Here is an 18,329-nt window from a genome sequence, read left to right on the forward strand (position 1 = left end):
TATAAATTTAACCCGTTTTTACTGATATGGAGACATCAACCGTGCCCAATTACATCAAAACCGTTTTCATAGCCCTACTTATTATTATCATTGTATTCTTCATGATAATCGCTAAAGCATTATTAGTTCCCTTACTCATATCGGGGTATATCGCCATGCTGCTTACCTCCACCTGTAATAGGTTAGAACGTTATAAAATACCACGTTCATTAAGTGCATTTATCTGTCTTTTGTTTTTTACAGCTTTAATTGGAGGTATTTGCTACTTTATATTTTCGCAGGTAAAAGGTTTTGCCGACGACCTGGGAGGCGACCTTTCGCAAAAATTAAACGCATTTGTTATAATGATCAACAACTGGTTCTATGAGAATTTTGGTTTTGATCTTGGTATGAAAAACGGCTTTGAAATGAAAAAAGCTGTAGAAATCGTTCAACCGGAAAATGGAAGTCCAACACAAATTGTGTTCTCTACTCTTAACACGTTATCAAACATTATCCTACTGCCAGTTTTTATCTTTTTCCTGCTAATATATCGTGACCACCTTGTTGTATTTATAACCAAAGTATTCAAGAAGCACGAAAACAATTCACTGCTGGAAAAAGTGACTTCGATTAGAAAAATTGTTCATGCCTATATTGTAGGCGCCGGTAAAGTAATGGTTATACTTGCCGTAGTAAACACCGGCGTTCTACTCGCTTTAGGTATAAAACACGCTATTTTTTTTGGAGTATTGGCCGGAATGCTTAATATAGTGCCCTATTTAGGCCCCTCATTAGGTGTTGTGCTGCCCTTCACGTTTGCATTACTAACTAAAGACAGTGCTTTTTACCCTATTGCGGTTGCTGTATCTTTTACATTTATCCAATTACTGGAAGGTGCCTTTTTAACTCCAAAAATTACAGGAAGCAATGTAAACCTAAATGCATTGGTTACTTTTCTGGGATTACTAATTGGAGGAGCGATATGGGGTGTGGTAGGAATGATCATTATTATCCCAACTATTGCGATCCTCAAAAAACTCTTTGAACTAAGTCCGGATACCGAGCCTTATGCCTACCTTTTTGGGGAAGAAGACAATAACTGGTTTAAAAAAAGGGGTGTCGGAAAGAAAATAGCTAAGACCGAATCGTAACCCTGAGTAATTCTAATACAGTAGTAATTTGCTGTGGCGTATTATAAGCATGCAAACAAAAACGCAAGCGTTCCTGCCCCTGCGGAACTGTAGGAGACAATATTGCTTTTACATCAAAATTATGCTGCTGAAGAACTGACGATATATTTTTTACTTTTTCGTTACCCGGAACCACCGCACAATGTATGGCTGACTGACTGATTATGAAAAATTTAGTTAGCTCCAGCCTTTTCATTTCTGATGTAAAGAATAGGATAATTTTGTGCAGTGCTTTCCTTTCATACGAATGATTTTCCAGATACTTATAAGCCGTTAAAATTGTAGCCAAAGAATGTGGTGGCAGTCCTGTAGTATAAATAAAGCTGCGGGCAAAATTAACCAAGTAGGCTGTAAGCTGCTGTGAACCTAGAACAGCAGCACCATGACAGCCGAGCCCTTTGCCAAAAGTCATGATTCGGGCAAACACTTTGTCATGGAGATTTTTGCTTTGCAATAATCCTTCACCTTTTTCTCCTGCAACGCCAAGAGCATGGGCTTCATCTATTATCAGTAGTGCTTTATATTCATCCGTAAGATCTACCAGTTTTTGAAGGTCAGGGCTGTCGCCATCCATAGAAAATACCGATTCTGTAACTATATAGACCTCATTCTCCCCAATCGTATTGTAAGCTCTTTTAAGCAGCCTTTCAAGATCATCAACGTCATTGTGGCTAAACTTATACGCCTTCGCGTTAGACAGCCTTATACCGTCACGTATGGAGGCATGAATGTACTCATCGTATAAAATTATATCTCCTTTTTGCGGAACCGATGAAAACAAACCCACATTAGCATCATAACCCGAATTAAAAACAAGTGTACTATCTGCTTTATGAAACTGACTTATAAAGTCTTCTGTGATCTTATATTGATCATGATTACCCGATATTAGTCTTGATCCGGTAGCACCATTATTGATTATACCGGCATTCGCCAGATACTTATGCGAATCCTGAAAAATAATTTCCGATTTAGAAAATCCCAAATAATCATTAGAAGAGAAGTCAATACGCTTTCCGTTAACAGGCAACTTACGCAATGCGTTAGCAGACTCGCGCTGCGCCAGTTTATCTGATAAAGACTTTGGGAAACTTTTCATGACTCAAAAATAAGCAACTTACAATTAGGCAAAATTAAAAAATAATATTTTTTTTCGATGTTTTATTATTGATAAACAATAATTATTATATTTGTCTCAACCAAAATACAAAACCAATGAGAAAATTTAAAATTTTAAGATGGGCTATACAGCTCTTTATTACTATTTGCATATTAGGTATCTGTAGCAATATATACATCTATTATATATTATCATCTGAACCAATACCTGCATTATCGGTAGACATTACACCTTATTTGGTCTCTATGCTAAATGTACTTCTGCTTATAACCGGACTATGGTATATTCATCAGTCGTTCACCTTTTTTATCCAAAGGAGTTTTTTCAATTTTAAAAGTGCTTTATACCTTTCAAAAGGCGGTTACATTATAGCAGCTACAGGGATTATTAGTTTTACATATAACATGACTAAACTAGCCGGTAAATCCAGAGAAGAGCTCATAACAAACATTATTCTTAACTGCCTTATGCTTATTATTGGATTTGGCCTTACAGCCGTTGCAGATATCATAAAAAAAGGAGAAAGCATTAAACAAGAAAACGACTTAACCATATAATTCCATGAAACGATTACCCATATTAAAAACGCTAATTGATATTATTTTTTATCTATCAGTTATACCCTTAATTTTTGGATTACCTTTTATATTCTTACTAGGCATAATGCCCGATAAGATACCTTTGACTCTAAACAATGAAGTTTTATCTATTACAGGTGCAGAACGAATACTATTTCTTCTTCTGATACTTGTTGGCTATGCACTACATGTTTATGCTCTTTATCTATTCAGGAAAGTCCTGCAGCTATTTAGCAGGAGAATAATTTTTGACGACCGAATTATAAAGAATTTCGATCAAATGGGTAAAGCTATACTAACTGGCACATTTATCATTATTGCTCCATTAATTTTTTACAGCCTGATAAAAAAACCTATCGAAATAAAATTAGGTTTCAGCTCAATTTTATGCACTCTGGGTCTTGGTTTATTCTTTATGGTTCTTAGTGAGGTATTCCAAATGGCAAAGAAGATCAAAGAAGAAAATGACTTAACGGTATAACAACAATATGAAACATCACTTAAATATCATAATAATTGCATTGCGTGTAGTTTTGTTTGTAGCTGCAATAATGTGTGTGTTTAATTTAATCCAGGCATATGGATTTATTCAAACAGATGACCCCGTAGCCATAAATGAGTTTTTCTTAAATTACTTTACAGCTCCTAAATTATCTTTAGGCAGCTTGGAACAGCTTGGGGCACGTTATTTTTTCAACATAAAATGGCTTGCCATAGGATTTACTATAACCTATACCGCTTTGCTTGTATATGGAATAACTGGAATAATCAGGCTGTATAAATGCCTTTTAAAAATAGAAAAAGGGCAAATGTTTTATAATGAGCAAGGCGCACAATTTAGAAAAGTTGGCGCAACAGTAATTATTTTCGCCAAGCTTAAGTACGTTTTATTTTGTTTTACAGGCATACTGAGTTATTTAGACATATCGACATTCTTTAAGCAGCTCCCGGCTTTCCTTACACTTTACCTTGTAGGAAAACTAATCTTCATTATGTCTTATATAACCGAAAAAGGCGAGTTTATACAAGAAGAGAACGAACTAACAATATAGCTATGCCAATAATTATAAACCTCGATGTAATGCTGGCCAAGCGTAAAATGCGGTCTAATGAACTTGCCGAAAAAGTAGGCATCACTACAGCAAATCTTTCTATACTAAAAACCGGTAAGGCAAAAGCCATCCGGTTTTCTACGCTTGAAGCCATATGTGAAATACTCGAATGCCAGCCGGGCGATATAATGGAGTATATTCCTGAGAAAGAAACATAAAAAAAGCCCCACGCATAACGTGGGGCTTTTTGTTTTTATATAAATCGGAAGGAAGGATTAACCTACCAAGATAATAATTCTGTTGTCTTTAAGCTCCAAAGTACCTGATGTTATAGGTAAAAGGAATTTTTGATCTTTCTCTGATTTTTCAAAACGAGCCGAAAACTCAGCATTTGTTTTAAAATCAGGAACTGCAATTTTGATAGTACCAGTTGTTAATATTGATACAATATTGGCGTGGTTAACTAACATCTGGAATTCACCGTTTGTACCAGGAACAGTTACCGATGTAACGCCTCCTTTAAACAAATGGCCTTCCGGCGATACAATTTCTAATAATAACATAGTTATAAGTTTTGGGTTGAGGGCTGCGGGTTTAAGGCGACAGATATAAATCTAACACTATAAACCCGAAACCCGAAACTGTTATTAAGCTTCGCTCAACATTTTTTGTCCTGCCTCGATTGCCTCTTCAATAGTACCTTTAAGGTTGAAAGCTGCTTCCGGAAGGTGGTCAAGTTCACCGTCAATGATCATGTTGAATCCTTTGATAGTGTCTTTAATATCAACTAATACTCCCGGTATACCTGTAAACTGCTCTGCCACGTGGAATGGCTGAGAAAGGAAACGCTGAACACGACGAGCACGTGATACAGATAGCTTATCTTCTTCGCTAAGCTCTTCCATACCAAGGATCGCGATGATATCCTGAAGTTGTTTGTATTTTTGTAGAATTTCTTTTACTCTTTGAGTACAGTTGTAATGTTCATCACCAAGAATTTGTGGAGTAAGTATCCTTGAAGTAGAATCCAATGGATCTACTGCAGGGTAAATACCAAGCTCAGCAATTTTACGGGAAAGTACAGTTGTAGCATCTAAGTGAGCAAAGGTTGTAGCCGGTGCCGGGTCAGTTAAGTCATCCGCAGGAACGTAAACCGCCTGTACAGATGTAATAGAACCCTTTTTAGTAGATGTAATACGCTCCTGCATTGCACCCATCTCTGTTGCAAGTGTAGGCTGGTAACCTACCGCAGATGGCATACGGCCAAGTAGAGCCGATACCTCAGAACCTGCCTGTGTAAAACGGAAGATGTTATCAACGAAGAAAAGTACGTCTTTTCCTTGTCCTTCTCCTGCTCCATCACGGAAGTACTCAGCGATTGTAAGTCCAGAAAGCGCAACACGTGCACGTGCTCCAGGTGGCTCATTCATCTGTCCGAATACGAATGTAGCTTTAGACTGCCTCATTCCAGGCTTGTCTACTTTAGAAAGGTCCCAACCACCATTCTCCATAGAATGCATAAAGTCATCACCATACTTGATGATACCAGACTCAAGCATCTCACGAAGAAGGTCATTTCCTTCACGTGTTCTTTCACCTACTCCTGCGAATACAGAAAGACCACCGTGACCTTTTGCGATATTGTTAATCAACTCCTGGATCAATACCGTTTTACCAACACCTGCACCACCAAATAATCCAATTTTACCACCTTTTGCGTAAGGCTCGATAAGGTCGATTACTTTGATACCTGTGAATAAAACTTCTGATGAAGTTGAAAGATCTTCAAATTTTGGAGCCAGACGGTGAATTGGTAAACCATTAGCACCTTCTTTAGGTAAATCACCAAGACCATCAATAGCGTCTCCAATAACATTAAACAAACGTCCATAAACATCAGCGCCAATTGGCATCTGGATAGGAGCACCTGTACCAATAACTTCCTGACCTCTGCTCATTCCGTCAGTCGAGTCCATCGAGATTGTACGAACAGTGTCTTCACCTACGTGAGATTGTACCTCAAGTATTAATTTTGAACCATCTTTTTTAGTGATCTCTAATGAGTCATAGATCTTAGGAAGCTCAGCGTTTTGGGTGTTAAACACCACGTCTACTACTGGTCCGATGATCTGTGCAACTTTTCCTATTACTTTAGACATTGCTTATGTATTTATTAAACAGCTATTTACGTTTTGCGAAAAAACCTATTTTTTTCGAGTGCAAAGATAGTTTTTTATCTGTGAATTATGCAATATTAAAATTGCATTTTTTTCAATAAAAAACAGTATTTCTGCAAATCCGGACTAAAAAGATTGTTAAGAGTTCATCTCGATTGCTGAATTATTACTCCTACACCCAAACTATCTACCAGTTCAAATTCTTTTGCCATATGGTCTGAGTGTAATTTTATTCAAATTCGGATGCAGTAACAAATTAAACAAAAAAGCAGCTAAGAATACCCTAACTGCTTTTTTTATAAATTAATAAAGTATTATTACTCTGCTGCAAATTTCACAACAAACGTTTTAGAAATACTCCCGGTATAATCATTATTCTCCTGTCCGAAACTACCCATTTTTAAAAGTTGTGAATACAATTCAGTAAAACTGGCTTCATTACTTTTTCTTCCTTCTTTCACCTCAAGTATCTTGCCTGTTTTTAAACCCGAAGTAACACCAATAAAAGCAGCTCTTGCTTTAGCCTTATCGATGAGTTTTTTAATAAGCTTTTCTTCTGCTTTTAACTTATCTGAATATTTTAAAACCACTACAACAGTAGTTACGTCCTCTCTTGAATTTAGCAGTTCCTTTAACTTTTTCATCTCTGCTTCATCATTTACAACAATACTAAAACCTTCCTTTGAAGGCGGCCTTCTTTCTAAAAGATTAATTTTAGATTCATCCAAAGGAAGCACTTTATATTTTTTAGTTTCCAGCATCCCTTTAACCTCATTAAGCTTGTTTTTTGCTTTTTCGGCAGCTGCTAAAGGATCGTATTCTTCGTCTTCAGCAACATCATAAGAATAAACATCTGTATTATCCTGAGCATACACATTGCATCGAAAGTTAAGTGGCTTTAGGGAAATGGTATCGGTTACCTCCACTTCAATGAATTTGGTTTGAGCATAAGACCCAAACGAAACGAACAGTAGAGCAATGAGAGCTAGATTTTTCATTATAATAATTATTGATTAATGTGACACAAACGTAGGAAAATATACCAAACAAAAAAAGCCGTTAAGAAATCTTAACGGCTTTTAAATTTTATCTGCAAAAATTACTCTACTGTAACCGATTTTGCTAAATTTCTTGGCTGATCTACATTACAATTTCTCATTACAGCGATGTGATATGAAAGCAGCTGTAACGGAATTGTTGTTAACAATGGCGATAGTGCATCTATAGTATACGGCACCTCTATAACGTGGTCTGCTAATGCTTTAACCTGCTCATCGCCCTGAGTTACTACAGCAATAATTTTACCGCTTCTTGATTTTATCTCCTGTATGTTACTAACCACTTTATCATAATGCTCCTGTTTCGGTGCAATAACAACCACCGGCATTTGCTCATCTATAAGCGCAATTGGTCCGTGCTTCATTTCGGCAGCAGGGTAGCCTTCTGCGTGTATGTATGATATTTCTTTTAGCTTTAAAGCACCTTCTAAGGCAACCGGGAAGTTGTACCCTCTACCCAAATAAAGACAGTTAGGAGCGTCCTTATAGACTGCAGCGATAGCTTTTGCTACCTCATTTGTTTGAAGTGCTTCCTGTACTTTTGCCGGTATAAGCTCCAGTTCCTGTAGGTGTCTGTGGAAATCTGATTTACTCATTGTTCCTTTAGCCTGCGCTAAACGAAGTGCAATAAGTGTTAAAACCGTGATTTGTGTTGTAAATGCTTTTGTAGAAGCAACACCAATCTCCGGGCCTGCGTGTGTATAAGCACCAGCGTGCGTTTCACGCGATATTGAAGAACCAACTACATTACATACCCCAAACACAAAAGCACCGTGCTCCTTGGCTAATTTAATCGCTGCAAGGGTATCTGCCGTTTCACCTGATTGTGAAATCGCAATAACCACATCGTTTGGTCGTATAATTGGGTTTCTGTATCTAAACTCAGAAGCATATTCTACCTCTACAGGGATACGTGTAAATTCTTCTAATATATATTCTGCAACAAGACCTGCATGCCATGATGTACCACAAGCAATGATCAGTATTCTCTCTGCATTAAGAAACTTCTGAAGATTGTCTTCTACACCCGCCATTTTAATAATACCCTCGTTAGCATGAAGCCTTCCACGGTACGTGTCTTTTATTACATTAGGCTGCTCATAGATTTCTTTAAGCATAAAATGATCGTAACCATTTTTTTCGATCTGCTCAAGATTCATTTGTAGTTCCTGGATATAAGGATCTACTAAAGAATCGTCTTTAATTTTTCTTACTTTTAACGGTTTATCAAGTCGTATAATTGCCATTTCCTCATCATCAAGGTAAATAGCGTTTGACGTATATTCGATAAAAGGTGATGCATCTGAAGCAATAAAGAACTCCTTTTCACCAACACCTATAGCTAGCGGGCTACCTAAACGTGCTGCTATTATTTCGGTTGGTCTTTCTCTATCAAACACCGCAATCGCATAAGCACCTACAACCTGATTAAGCGCCACCTGAACAGCTTTGCCTAACTTAAGATTATCTTTTTTCTTTACTTCTTCTATAAGATTAACAAGAACCTCTGTATCTGTATCCGAATGAAAAACATAGCCTCTCTTGATAAGTTCTTTTTTTAACGGCTCATAGTTCTCAATAATACCATTATGCACTATTACAAGATTCCCTGAATTAGATACATGTGGATGTGAGTTTACATCGTTTGGAACACCATGAGTAGCCCATCTTGTGTGGCCTATTCCAATGTTTCCATTTAATGTTATTTCTTTTTCTGCTCTTTCTTCCAGATCAGAAACTTTTCCTTTAGTTTTAGACAACTTAAGATCTTTGCCGTCAAACAGCACAACACCTGCACTATCATAACCTCTGTACTCAAGTCTTTTAAGACCTTTTATAATTAAAGGATATGCTTCTCTATGGCCTATATAACCTACAATTCCACACATAATTTTTATTTTTTAGCTTTAGTGTAAAAAATCTCTAACTTAAGACGTTTATCTTTCTCTGCTTCCGGAACGTTATTTCCATAAAGCACTGTTCCAAATGGCTGTATTACTGATGATACCGGAACCCTGTCTACTTGATAAAGACCTGCTGTAAAAGGAGTTTTTATACCTGCATTTTTAACATTGTTAATATCTTCAGTTATTACAAGACCCAGCGGCACATTCAATGAATCGTTTTTAATAATGTTATTCAAGTGATTGGTAAGACGTATCTTATAACGCGCTCCTTTTTTATCAAATTCAAGTAAGCCGCCATGAACAACTTTATCAAACTTTTTATCTGACTTATTCGATGAAGCATCTCTATAGTAATCGAACAGAGGGGTTTTATTTTTAAGATCATAAAGATAAACCCTCATAGGTTCTGTAGATCCTTTCATAGCCTCTTCGTCTATATAGAAACTAAGATTAGCTTCATTTACCAGTACACCACCATTAACTGCATCATTTTTTTCTGCTAAACTTTTAATCGCAGCAGCATCAATATTTATTATAGCCATAGAACCTGACCCACCTTTAACATAAAGACGTGAATCTCCTGTTGTATGATTGGCCGTTGCTAAAGCATTTTCGAAAGTCTCTCCATACGTATTATCATAGAAATTTATGGTATTCCCGGCAAGATTAAGAGTTATGGTCTTCTTAATTAATTTATCTGTTTTCTCACCCTTTAAACCAACTTCATTATCAGTGTATTTAATTATGACAACACCTTTGGAGAATTGAGGAACCACCATTACCGCATCATTTCCCTTTTGCTCTATGTTAAAATAAAGCCCTCTGAAATAATTTTTAAATACATTATTATTTAATAGATTACCCGAACCTGCTTTTACTATTTGAGACTGAATAATATCTTTATTAAGATTCACAAAGATACCCGGCGCCATTCTTTCTATAACCTTTTCAGCTTCTCCTGACTTCACTATTGCCTTTCGTTCAATCTCTTTAGCGCTAATTTTAAAATTCGTGTTTTGCTCATTATTATTAATGTTATCATCATTAAGCGGCAAACCAACTTTTAAAGCATCCACCATTGCTCTCTCATTAGAATAATACCTTTGAACTCCCGATGGCGCATTAGGATCTGAATCTCTTAAGAAATAACCATTTCTATATACTTTCAAACTCATCGCCTGTTCAGTATTACCGTAAACAGAATCCAGCTTATATGTTGACGAAGAACCGGAAGTGCTGATTTTCTTACTATAATAAGGAACATATAGGTAAACTGAATCTACTTTAGGTTCGAAAATTGTTGGGTTTGCGGCATTAGCAGGAAACTCGAGCTGAGTAACAAAGTGCGCCACCGTCTTACCAAAAACATTACTATTAAAAACTCCAAGCTGATTAATAGGCAGGTTATTAGACTGCACAGCTCCCATAGAAGCATTATAAGCTACAACACCTATTGTTTCGCCCGTCATATCATGATGAATATCATCATCAATAATATCAGAGCCTATCTCATTAAAGTCTTTATCGCATGATACAAGAAGTACAACACTTAAAGCAAGTAAGAGTTTCTTTAAAAATGAACTATTAGTCATTATATATTTTTTTGATTTACTATAAAACCTGATTTCTATAGAAATTAGTATACGCCTCTGCAAAATTATCTTTCGCAACAAACGGCAGGAATGGTTTTCCTGAGGCCTCAACAGCCTTAACTAACTCATCTGAAAGGTTTTCCGAAGCAATAATAAGAGCATCAGAATGTGCTATTGATGCTTTAAGTATATTCTCATAATTAGGCACTCCTAACATTTTCACGTCTTCTTCCGGTATATTATCAAAGAGAACTTTTTTAAGCATCTCATTATCCAATGTCCCATCAAAAGACTGATTGTATACCGAAGTTACAATTTTAGTATCAGCAAAAAGAGCTTCGTGCTTATAATAATGTTTCATATAAATAGGCAGCATTGCTGCCATCCATCCATGAACATGTATAATATCCGGCACCCAGTTTAGCTTTTTCACTGTTTCAACAACACCTTTTGCAAAGAAAATAGCTCTTTCGTCATTATCCGGGTAAAGTACACCGTCTTCATCACTAAAAGTAGCCTTTCTTTTAAAGTACTCGTCGTTATCAATAAAATAAACCTGTATTCTTTCCTTAGGTATAGACGCCACCTTAATAATTAAGGGCATATCCATGTCGTTCACTACCAAATTCATACCTGATAAGCGGATTACTTCATGTAATTGATGCCTCCTTTCGTTAATATTGCCATAGCGGGGCATAAATATTCTTATTTGTCCACCTTGGTCATTAATCATTTTTGGCACATCATACGACATTAAAGAGACTTCATTCTCAGCCAAGTACGGCACTACCTCAGATGATACGTACAATATCCTCTTATCCTCCATTTTTAAAACTTGTATTTATTTGGGTATAAAAAACACGCAAAATTAAACAATTTTGTGCATTTTGTTACTAAAATATTAATTTTGCTTCGATATTTAATTCAAACTTGATGCTCATTTTCAATAATAAAGCTGGTATTACCTCGCTTTTATCTAATTACGTTAGTACAAAATATAACATTGGTTTTGTGCCAACAATGGGTGCTTTGCACCAAGGACACCTGTCGCTGCTCCAAAAATCAGTGCAGGAAAATGACATCACTGTCATTAGTATCTTTGTGAACCCCACCCAGTTTAACAACCCCGAAGACCTGGAAAAATATCCACGGACTCTGGAAGCCGATGTCGAAAAAATAAAATCGGTAAGCGATAAAATAATTGTTTTTGCACCTTCGGTGAACGAAATGTATGATGGCAACACTTCATCAGGCTCATTTTCTTTTGACGGACTCGAACATCAGATGGAAGGAAGCCACAGGCCCGGTCATTTTGACGGAGTAGGAACAATTGTGAAAAAATTATTCGAAATTGTTACTCCTACCAATGCCTATTTTGGCGAAAAAGACTTTCAGCAATTGCAGATCGTTAAAAAAATGGTAGAAAAGCACCACATGCCTGTTAATATTGTAGGATGCCCTATAAGCCGCGAAGAGAACGGACTTGCAATGAGTTCACGAAACCAAAGATTATCTGCTGAAGACAGGACTAAAGCTGCTTTTATATACAAAACACTAAAGGAAGCTCAACAGTTATTTGAAGAAAAAGGAATTGAGTTTACCCGAAACTATGTAGCAGATGCTTTTTCTGTTCATCCGGAGTTTAAAATGGACTACTTTGAGATTGCTGCAGAAGACGATTTAATACCTGCCACAATAAAGGAAAACAAAAAATACAGGGCTTTCATTGCAGTTTTTTTAAGCAATGTTAGGTTAATAGATAATATTTCATTAAATTGATTACCTTTGCACCATGCAAATTCAAGTTGTAAAATCCAAGATTCACCGCGTTATGGTGACTGGAGCCGATTTAAATTATATTGGTAGTATTACCATAGACGAAGCGCTAATGGAAGCTGCTAATATTATTGAAGGCGAAAAAGTTTCTATTGTTAACATCAACAATGGAGAACGCCTTGAGACTTATGCTATTAAAGGAAACAGGAACAGCGGAGATATTACCTTAAATGGTCCGGCTGCAAGAAAGGTACAAAGAGGCGATATCATTATCATTATTTCTTATGGGATACTTGATTTTGAAGAAGCTAAAACATTTAAACCATCTATTGTTTTCCCTAACGAAAAAGACAATTCTTTAACCTAGATTTTGAAAAAGAAAATAGGACGACTACTAAGTATAATACTCCCGCTATTGCTGGGAGTATTTTTAGTTATATACACTTATACTTCGTTTACAGCACAACAAATTGAAGTAATATCCGGTTACTTTAAAAATGCCGATTATAACTATATTTATATTTCTTTATTTATAGGGCTTACAGGTTTTATTGCACGGGCTTACAGGTGGAAATATACTCTGGAACACTTGGGTTATCATTCTCCTTTTTTAGTCAATTTTTTCGCTGTGAGTATCTGTTATTTCATGAACATGACCATTCCTCGTTCCGGCGAAGTAAGTAGAGCCCTGGTACTGAAAAACTATCGCGATGTACCTTTTGATAAGGGTTTTGGCACCATTATATCAGAACGCGTAGTAGACCTTTTTATACTCATAGCCTGTATTCTGGGTACAATATTACTGCAATTTGACACGCTAAAGAACTACATATCCACTAAAGTGCCATTTGAAAAACTTCTTTTTTATGGCCTGATTGCAGGGATAGTTTTCATTGGATCGATTTTGTTCTACATATACTCTAATGCAAAATGGCTTAAGAAACTCAAAATAAAAATTTCAGGATTAACAGAAGGTGTGCTAAGCGTTTTTAAAATGCGTAAAAAATGGCCTTTCCTACTGCTGTCTTTATACATCTGGGTTTGTTATGTGCTTATGTTCTATGTTACCATTTTTGCATTGCAGGAAACAGCTCATATTAGCTTTGGTGTTGTAGCCGTTTCTTTTGTAATAGGCAGCCTTGCCATTACATTTAGCAACAGTGGTTTTGGTGTATTCCCAGTTGCTATTTCGGCCGTTCTTAGCTTATATGGCGTAGCTGCGGAGGCTGGTACTGCCTTCGGATGGATCGTTTGGGCATCACAAATAGGCTTGATTATTTTTCTGGGATCGGCATCATTTTTACTATTGCCTTTACTGTATAGAAACAAATAATTGCTAACTTGCTTCGCGTTTATACCATTAAACTACAAAGCAATGAAAACCAAAACCTTACTATTTTTATTCCTTTTTACTACTTCCCTATTCGCTCAAAAAAAGAACGAAGAAATTGCATCTCAAAAACTAAATACGACCAGGCAGATTACCGTTGTTACTCCGGCATCTTATGATCTACCGGCAAATAAAAACAAAAAATACCCTTTATTAGTATTGCTTGATGGTGACTATCTTCTGGATCCTTTCTCCGGAATGTTATCGTATACTGAATATTGGAATGATCTTCCGGAAGTAATTATAGTAGGTATTAACCAAAATAAGAATAACGAGCGTAAAACCGATTGCAGAATAGACAAAGAGACCGGACTCCCTGACGAGTTTGGCGAAAAATTCTTTGACTTTATGGTGACCGAATTAATGCCTCATATTGAAAAGAAATACAGGATCTCCCCTTTTAAAATTATTGCAGGACATGACCTTACAGCAGGTTTTATGAACTATTTTTTATACAAAGAGAGCCCGCTATTTAATGCTTATATAGCGCTTAGTCCTGAACTACCAAAAGAAATGGACGTACATATCCCGGAAAGGCTTGCCGATATAAAAACACCTGTTTATTATTACTTAGCTACCGCAGACGGCGATGTTGCTAAGATGCAGAAAAAAATTAAAGCACTTGATGAGAGCATCAAAAAGATAGCAAACCCTGCTTTAAAATATTATTTTGATGATATAAAAAATGCAACACATTACTCATTAGTAACCTATGCAATCCCCGAAGCACTTTACCATATTTTTTCTTCTTACCAGCCAATAACGCCTATTGAATATCAGGAGAAAATTGTAACATTAAAATCGGGTTATGTAGATTACCTTGCCAAAAAATATGAGGTTATCGAAAAAGACCTTGGAGTAAAAATACCGATCAGGATCAATGACTTTAGAGCTATAGAGGCAGCTATCCTTAAAAATGGAGCTTATGAAGAGCTAAAAGGTCTTTCATCACTTGCATCAAAAAGCTATCCTAAAACAACATTGGTAGAATACTACAACGGTTTGTATTACGAAAAAATGGATGAAACAAAAAAAGCGATTAATGCTTATATGAAAGGTTACAGCCTGAATGAAGTAGGAGAATATACAAAAGAAATGATGCTTGAAAAAGCAGACAATTTAAAATAGCACAATATATTATAAATGGCCAAACTTAAAACTTCCTTTTTTTGCCAAAACTGTGGCAATCAATATTCAAAATGGCAAGGCCAGTGCAATGCTTGTAAAGAGTGGAATACCATTGTAGAAGAAGTGATACAAAAAGAAGAAAAGCAGGCATGGAAACCTACTTCTTCTGAAACAAAAAAAGCGGCACGCCCGCTTAAAATAAACGAGATTGATTCGTCTAAAGAAGTTCGGCTTGATACAGGCGACGGTGAATTAAACCGTGTTCTTGGAGGCGGACTCGTTCCCGGATCACTTACTCTTTTGGGAGGCGAACCTGGAATAGGAAAAAGTACCCTGCTATTACAGGTGTCTTTAAAGTTACCTTATAAAACCCTTTATGTTTCGGGCGAAGAGAGCCAGAAGCAGATAAAAATGCGCGCCGAAAGGATAACCCCTTCTGCCGAGAACTGCTACATTTTAACCGAAACAAAAACGCAGAATATCTTTAAGCAGATCGAAGCCATCGAGCCCGAAGTGGTTATTATTGACTCGATACAAACCCTGCATACCGATTTTATAGAATCATCTGCCGGTAGCATCTCCCAAATAAGGGAAACTACCGCAGAGCTTATAAAGTTTGCCAAAGAAACAAACGTTCCTGTAATACTTATTGGCCACATTACAAAAGATGGCAGCATTGCCGGACCAAAAATACTGGAACACATGGTAGATACCGTTCTGCAGTTTGAAGGCGACCGCAACCACGTGTACCGCATACTACGATCGTTAAAAAACCGTTTTGGTTCTACAGCCGAACTTGGTATTTATGAAATGCTGGGCAGCGGATTGAGAGAAGTTGTTAATCCGTCAGAGATTTTAATTTCACATAAGGAAGAAGAATTAAGCGGAACTGCTATCGCCACAACAATGGAAGGTATGCGCCCTCTGATGATCGAGGTTCAGGCATTGGTAAGTTCGGCTGTGTATGGAACGCCACAACGTTCTACAACCGGATATAACGCCAAGAGACTCAACATGATACTGGCAGTGCTTGAAAAAAGAGCTGGTTTCAGACTTGGAGCAAAAGATGTATTCCTAAATATTACGGGTGGCATAAATGTTGATGATCCTGCTATAGATCTTGCCGTTGTAGCTGCGATATTATCATCTAACGAAGACATTGCTGTAAGTAAAGACTTCTGTTTTGCAGGAGAGATTGGCTTATCCGGAGAGATTCGTCCTATCAATAGGGTAGATCAACGCATACTGGAAGCAGAAAAGTTAGGATTTTCCACTATTTTTGTATCTAAGTACAATAAGATTTCATTAAAAAACACCCTAATTGACATCAGGCTGGTGGCAAAAATTGAAGATGTAGCGGGCCACCTATTCGGTTAGACAATTATTTAAAATGCGCAAAAAAAACAAAAAACAAATAGCAATATTAGTTTTAAAGATATTCGTTGTATTCATCGTTCTTTCTGTCATATCCTTTTTTGTCTTTCGTAATACACTTTTACAAAAAGCGATTGCCAAGGTATCAGACAAAATGACTACCGATTACAACAGTTCTTTTACCGTGAAAGAAGCTTCTTTTAAAGGGTTTTCCGATATCGAAATGAAAGGCATTACCCTTGTGCCAAAAAATGCAGATACCCTGCTGCAGGTTAGCGAGCTAAAAACCAGCATTAACTTTTTAAGACTGCTTACCGGAGATGTACAACTGGGTACTCTTGAAATGAAAAACGGATTTGTACAGCTTGTAAAAAACGAGAATGGTAAAAATTTTGATGCCTTTTTAAAAAATAAAAAAGAGGATATCCTTGATGATAAAAAAGATGCTAACTATGCCGAAAGAGCATATAGGCTACTAAACAGAGTCCTTAATCTTGTGCCAACGGATATGCGTCTTGAGAACCTGACACTACGTATGAACGATATGGGCAGGAAAGTAAACCTGCATCTTAAAGAACTTAAGCTGGCCGATGAACAACTCGAATCATCCATTGGTGTTAGTGCAGATGATATTGCTCAAAACTGGAAAGTAAAAGGCTTTGCAGACCCGCGTAACAAACAGGCCGACCTTAATTTTTTTAATACAGATACTTCCCGAGTAGAAATACCCTACCTGAATGAACGTTACGGATTAAAATCAGGGTTCGACTCCATTCACATCAATGTAGAAAAAATAGACATGAGTGGCGGAGAACTTCATGTAGACGGCTATGCATCTATCCGTAATTTTATGGTAAACCATGCCAGGATCTCCAAAAAAGATGTAGTTATTGATGATGCCCGTTTTGATTACCGTTTCCTTTTTGGATCTGATTTCATCGCATTAGACAGTACATCGACAGTTCGATTGAATAAAATAAAATTCCATCCTTTCATTAAATACAGTGTTGCAGAAGACACTACTTATCAGCTTAAGGCAAGAATCCCTAAAATGGCTGCTCAGGACTTTATCGTTTCGCTGCCGTCAGGATTGTTTACCAACTTTGAAGGCATGGAAGCCGAAGGTAACTTTAGTTATAACCTGGACTTTTTATACAATAAAAACAAGCCTAACCAACTTGTATTTGATAGCACCCTCAAAAAAGACGGCCTGAAAATCACAAAGTATGGAGCAGCAGACCTTGCAAAACTTAATAGCGCTTTTACCTATAGGGCTATTGATAATGGCAGACAGCAGCGTGGTATATCATTGAGCAGTGATAATCCGTATTACACGCCAATGGAACAGATACCGTCTTACCTACGTCATGCGGTATTGACCAGCGAAGACCCATCATTCTTTTCGCATAGAGGTTTTATCAACGAAGCATTCAAGCAGTCGATCATTAAGAACATCAGGACAAAGAAATTTGCCCGTGGAGCGAGTACTATAAGTATGCAGCTTATTAAAAATGTATTCCTGACCCGTGAGAAGACGCTATCCAGAAAACTGGAGGAAATACTGCTTACCTATATTTTAGAGAACAACCGTATCGCCAGTAAAGAGCGTATGCTCGAAGTTTATTTTAATGTTATAGAATGGGGCCCGGATGTATATGGAATAGGCGAAGCCTCATCATACTATTTTGGCAAAAGCCCTTCGCAATTAACGCTGGACGAATGTATATTCCTTGCCAGCATTATACCGCGTCCTAAAGCCTTTATGTGGCAGTTTAATGACGATGGTAATCTTAAAGGCTATGCCGAAAAACATAATGATTATATTAAAAAACTAATGATGAGAAGAGGGCTTTTAAACCCTGAAGACACATTAGCACAATCGGGGAAAATTAATATTTCCGGTCGTGCAAGATCACGTATACGCCTCAAGGAACAAGTTCCAACGGCAAATGATTCTCTCGCTATGAAAGAGTTTTTTATGAATTTTACCAATCGTACTTTTTAA

At 36.9% G+C, this 18,329-nt stretch carries 18 protein-coding genes; 11 read left to right on the top strand and 7 right to left on the bottom strand.

All coding sequences use genetic code 11. From position 1 onward, the window contains the following. Window positions 1-26: 26 nt before the first annotated feature. Entirely contained in the window at window positions 27-1,133 is a 1,107-nt protein-coding gene (locus EPI11_RS10055) for an AI-2E family transporter (RefSeq protein WP_128389843.1), read from the top strand. Here EPI11_RS10055 and EPI11_RS10060 read toward each other — a convergent pair. Next, window positions 1,117-2,271, bottom strand: a complete 1,155-nt coding sequence (locus EPI11_RS10060; protein ID WP_128389844.1) for an aminotransferase class I/II-fold pyridoxal phosphate-dependent enzyme — start codon at window positions 2,269-2,271, stop codon at window positions 1,117-1,119. The two genes, EPI11_RS10055 and EPI11_RS10060, sit on opposite strands and share 17 nt — an antisense overlap. A 116-nt stretch (window positions 2,272-2,387) precedes the next feature. On the opposite strand from EPI11_RS10060, the gene EPI11_RS10065 reads away from it, so the two are divergent. The 4 genes from EPI11_RS10065 (at window position 2,388) to EPI11_RS10080 (ending at window position 4,140) form a co-directional block, all read left to right on the top strand. Next, window positions 2,388-2,849, top strand: a complete 462-nt coding sequence (locus EPI11_RS10065) for a DUF2975 domain-containing protein (RefSeq protein ID WP_128389845.1) — start codon at window positions 2,388-2,390, stop codon at window positions 2,847-2,849. A 106-nt stretch (window positions 2,850-2,955) separates the two neighbouring features. Next, window positions 2,956-3,351, top strand: a complete 396-nt coding sequence (locus tag EPI11_RS10070; RefSeq protein ID WP_241657612.1) for a DUF2975 domain-containing protein — start codon at window positions 2,956-2,958, stop codon at window positions 3,349-3,351. 7 nt (window positions 3,352-3,358) lie between these two features. Next, window positions 3,359-3,922 carry a hypothetical protein gene (locus EPI11_RS10075; RefSeq protein ID WP_128389847.1) on the top strand — a complete coding sequence of 188 codons (564 nt, stop codon included), beginning with the start codon at window positions 3,359-3,361 and terminating at the stop codon, window positions 3,920-3,922. A 2-nt stretch (window positions 3,923-3,924) separates the two neighbouring features. Beyond that, complete coding sequence (locus EPI11_RS10080) at window positions 3,925-4,140, top strand: helix-turn-helix domain-containing protein (RefSeq protein WP_128389848.1); 216 nt, start codon at window positions 3,925-3,927, stop codon at window positions 4,138-4,140. Between the two features lie 57 nt (window positions 4,141-4,197). Here EPI11_RS10080 and EPI11_RS10085 read toward each other — a convergent pair whose 3' ends face one another. The 6 genes from EPI11_RS10085 to EPI11_RS10110 all read right to left on the bottom strand — a co-directional run bounded on the left by EPI11_RS10085 (window position 4,198) and on the right by EPI11_RS10110 (window position 11,482). Then, on the bottom strand, window positions 4,198-4,485 hold the full coding sequence (locus EPI11_RS10085) for a F0F1 ATP synthase subunit epsilon (RefSeq protein ID WP_128389849.1): 288 nt from the start codon (window positions 4,483-4,485) through the stop codon (window positions 4,198-4,200). A gap of 84 nt (window positions 4,486-4,569) precedes the next feature. After that, a complete protein-coding gene (gene atpD / locus EPI11_RS10090) occupies window positions 4,570-6,081 on the bottom strand; it encodes a F0F1 ATP synthase subunit beta (RefSeq protein ID WP_128389850.1) in 1,512 nt (503 codons plus the stop codon). 335 nt (window positions 6,082-6,416) lie between these two features. Further along, complete coding sequence (locus EPI11_RS10095) at window positions 6,417-7,097, bottom strand: hypothetical protein (RefSeq protein WP_128389851.1); 681 nt, start codon at window positions 7,095-7,097, stop codon at window positions 6,417-6,419. A 101-nt stretch (window positions 7,098-7,198) separates the two neighbouring features. Continuing rightward, window positions 7,199-9,046, bottom strand: coding sequence for a glutamine--fructose-6-phosphate transaminase (isomerizing) (gene glmS / locus EPI11_RS10100; protein ID WP_128389852.1), 1,848 nt, complete (start codon window positions 9,044-9,046; stop codon window positions 7,199-7,201). A gap of 5 nt (window positions 9,047-9,051) precedes the next feature. Continuing rightward, on the bottom strand, window positions 9,052-10,656 hold the full coding sequence (locus EPI11_RS10105) for a DUF4270 domain-containing protein (RefSeq protein ID WP_128389853.1): 1,605 nt from the start codon (window positions 10,654-10,656) through the stop codon (window positions 9,052-9,054). 19 nt (window positions 10,657-10,675) lie between these two features. Further along, complete coding sequence (locus EPI11_RS10110; RefSeq protein ID WP_128389854.1) at window positions 10,676-11,482, bottom strand: glycogen/starch synthase; 807 nt, start codon at window positions 11,480-11,482, stop codon at window positions 10,676-10,678. Window positions 11,483-11,589: 107 nt separating this feature from the next. Between EPI11_RS10110 and panC the strand changes: the two genes are divergently transcribed. The 6 genes from panC to EPI11_RS10140 are packed head-to-tail and all read left to right on the top strand — an operon-like array spanning window position 11,590 to window position 18,329. Beyond that, the gene (panC, locus tag EPI11_RS10115; protein ID WP_128389855.1) at window positions 11,590-12,435 is read left to right on the top strand and encodes a pantoate--beta-alanine ligase; all 846 of its coding nucleotides are present in this window, start codon (window positions 11,590-11,592) and stop codon (window positions 12,433-12,435) included. A 13-nt stretch (window positions 12,436-12,448) separates the two neighbouring features. Then, entirely contained in the window at window positions 12,449-12,799 is a 351-nt protein-coding gene (panD, locus tag EPI11_RS10120) for an aspartate 1-decarboxylase (RefSeq protein ID WP_128389856.1), read from the top strand. A gap of 3 nt (window positions 12,800-12,802) precedes the next feature. Beyond that, the gene (locus tag EPI11_RS10125) at window positions 12,803-13,765 is read left to right on the top strand and encodes a lysylphosphatidylglycerol synthase transmembrane domain-containing protein (protein ID WP_128389857.1); all 963 of its coding nucleotides are present in this window, start codon (window positions 12,803-12,805) and stop codon (window positions 13,763-13,765) included. A gap of 42 nt (window positions 13,766-13,807) precedes the next feature. After that, the gene (locus EPI11_RS10130; RefSeq protein ID WP_128389858.1) at window positions 13,808-14,950 is read left to right on the top strand and encodes an alpha/beta hydrolase; all 1,143 of its coding nucleotides are present in this window, start codon (window positions 13,808-13,810) and stop codon (window positions 14,948-14,950) included. Window positions 14,951-14,965: 15 nt separating this feature from the next. After that, window positions 14,966-16,327 carry a DNA repair protein RadA gene (radA, locus tag EPI11_RS10135; protein WP_128389859.1) on the top strand — a complete coding sequence of 454 codons (1,362 nt, stop codon included), beginning with the start codon at window positions 14,966-14,968 and terminating at the stop codon, window positions 16,325-16,327. A gap of 13 nt (window positions 16,328-16,340) precedes the next feature. Further along, window positions 16,341-18,329: a transglycosylase domain-containing protein gene (locus EPI11_RS10140; RefSeq protein WP_128389860.1), complete on the top strand. Its 1,989-nt coding sequence runs from the start codon at window positions 16,341-16,343 to the stop codon at window positions 18,327-18,329.

Origin of the sequence: Flavobacterium cerinum (assembly GCF_004028155.1) — a bacterium.
Taxonomy (GTDB): domain Bacteria; phylum Bacteroidota; class Bacteroidia; order Flavobacteriales; family Flavobacteriaceae; genus Flavobacterium; species Flavobacterium cerinum.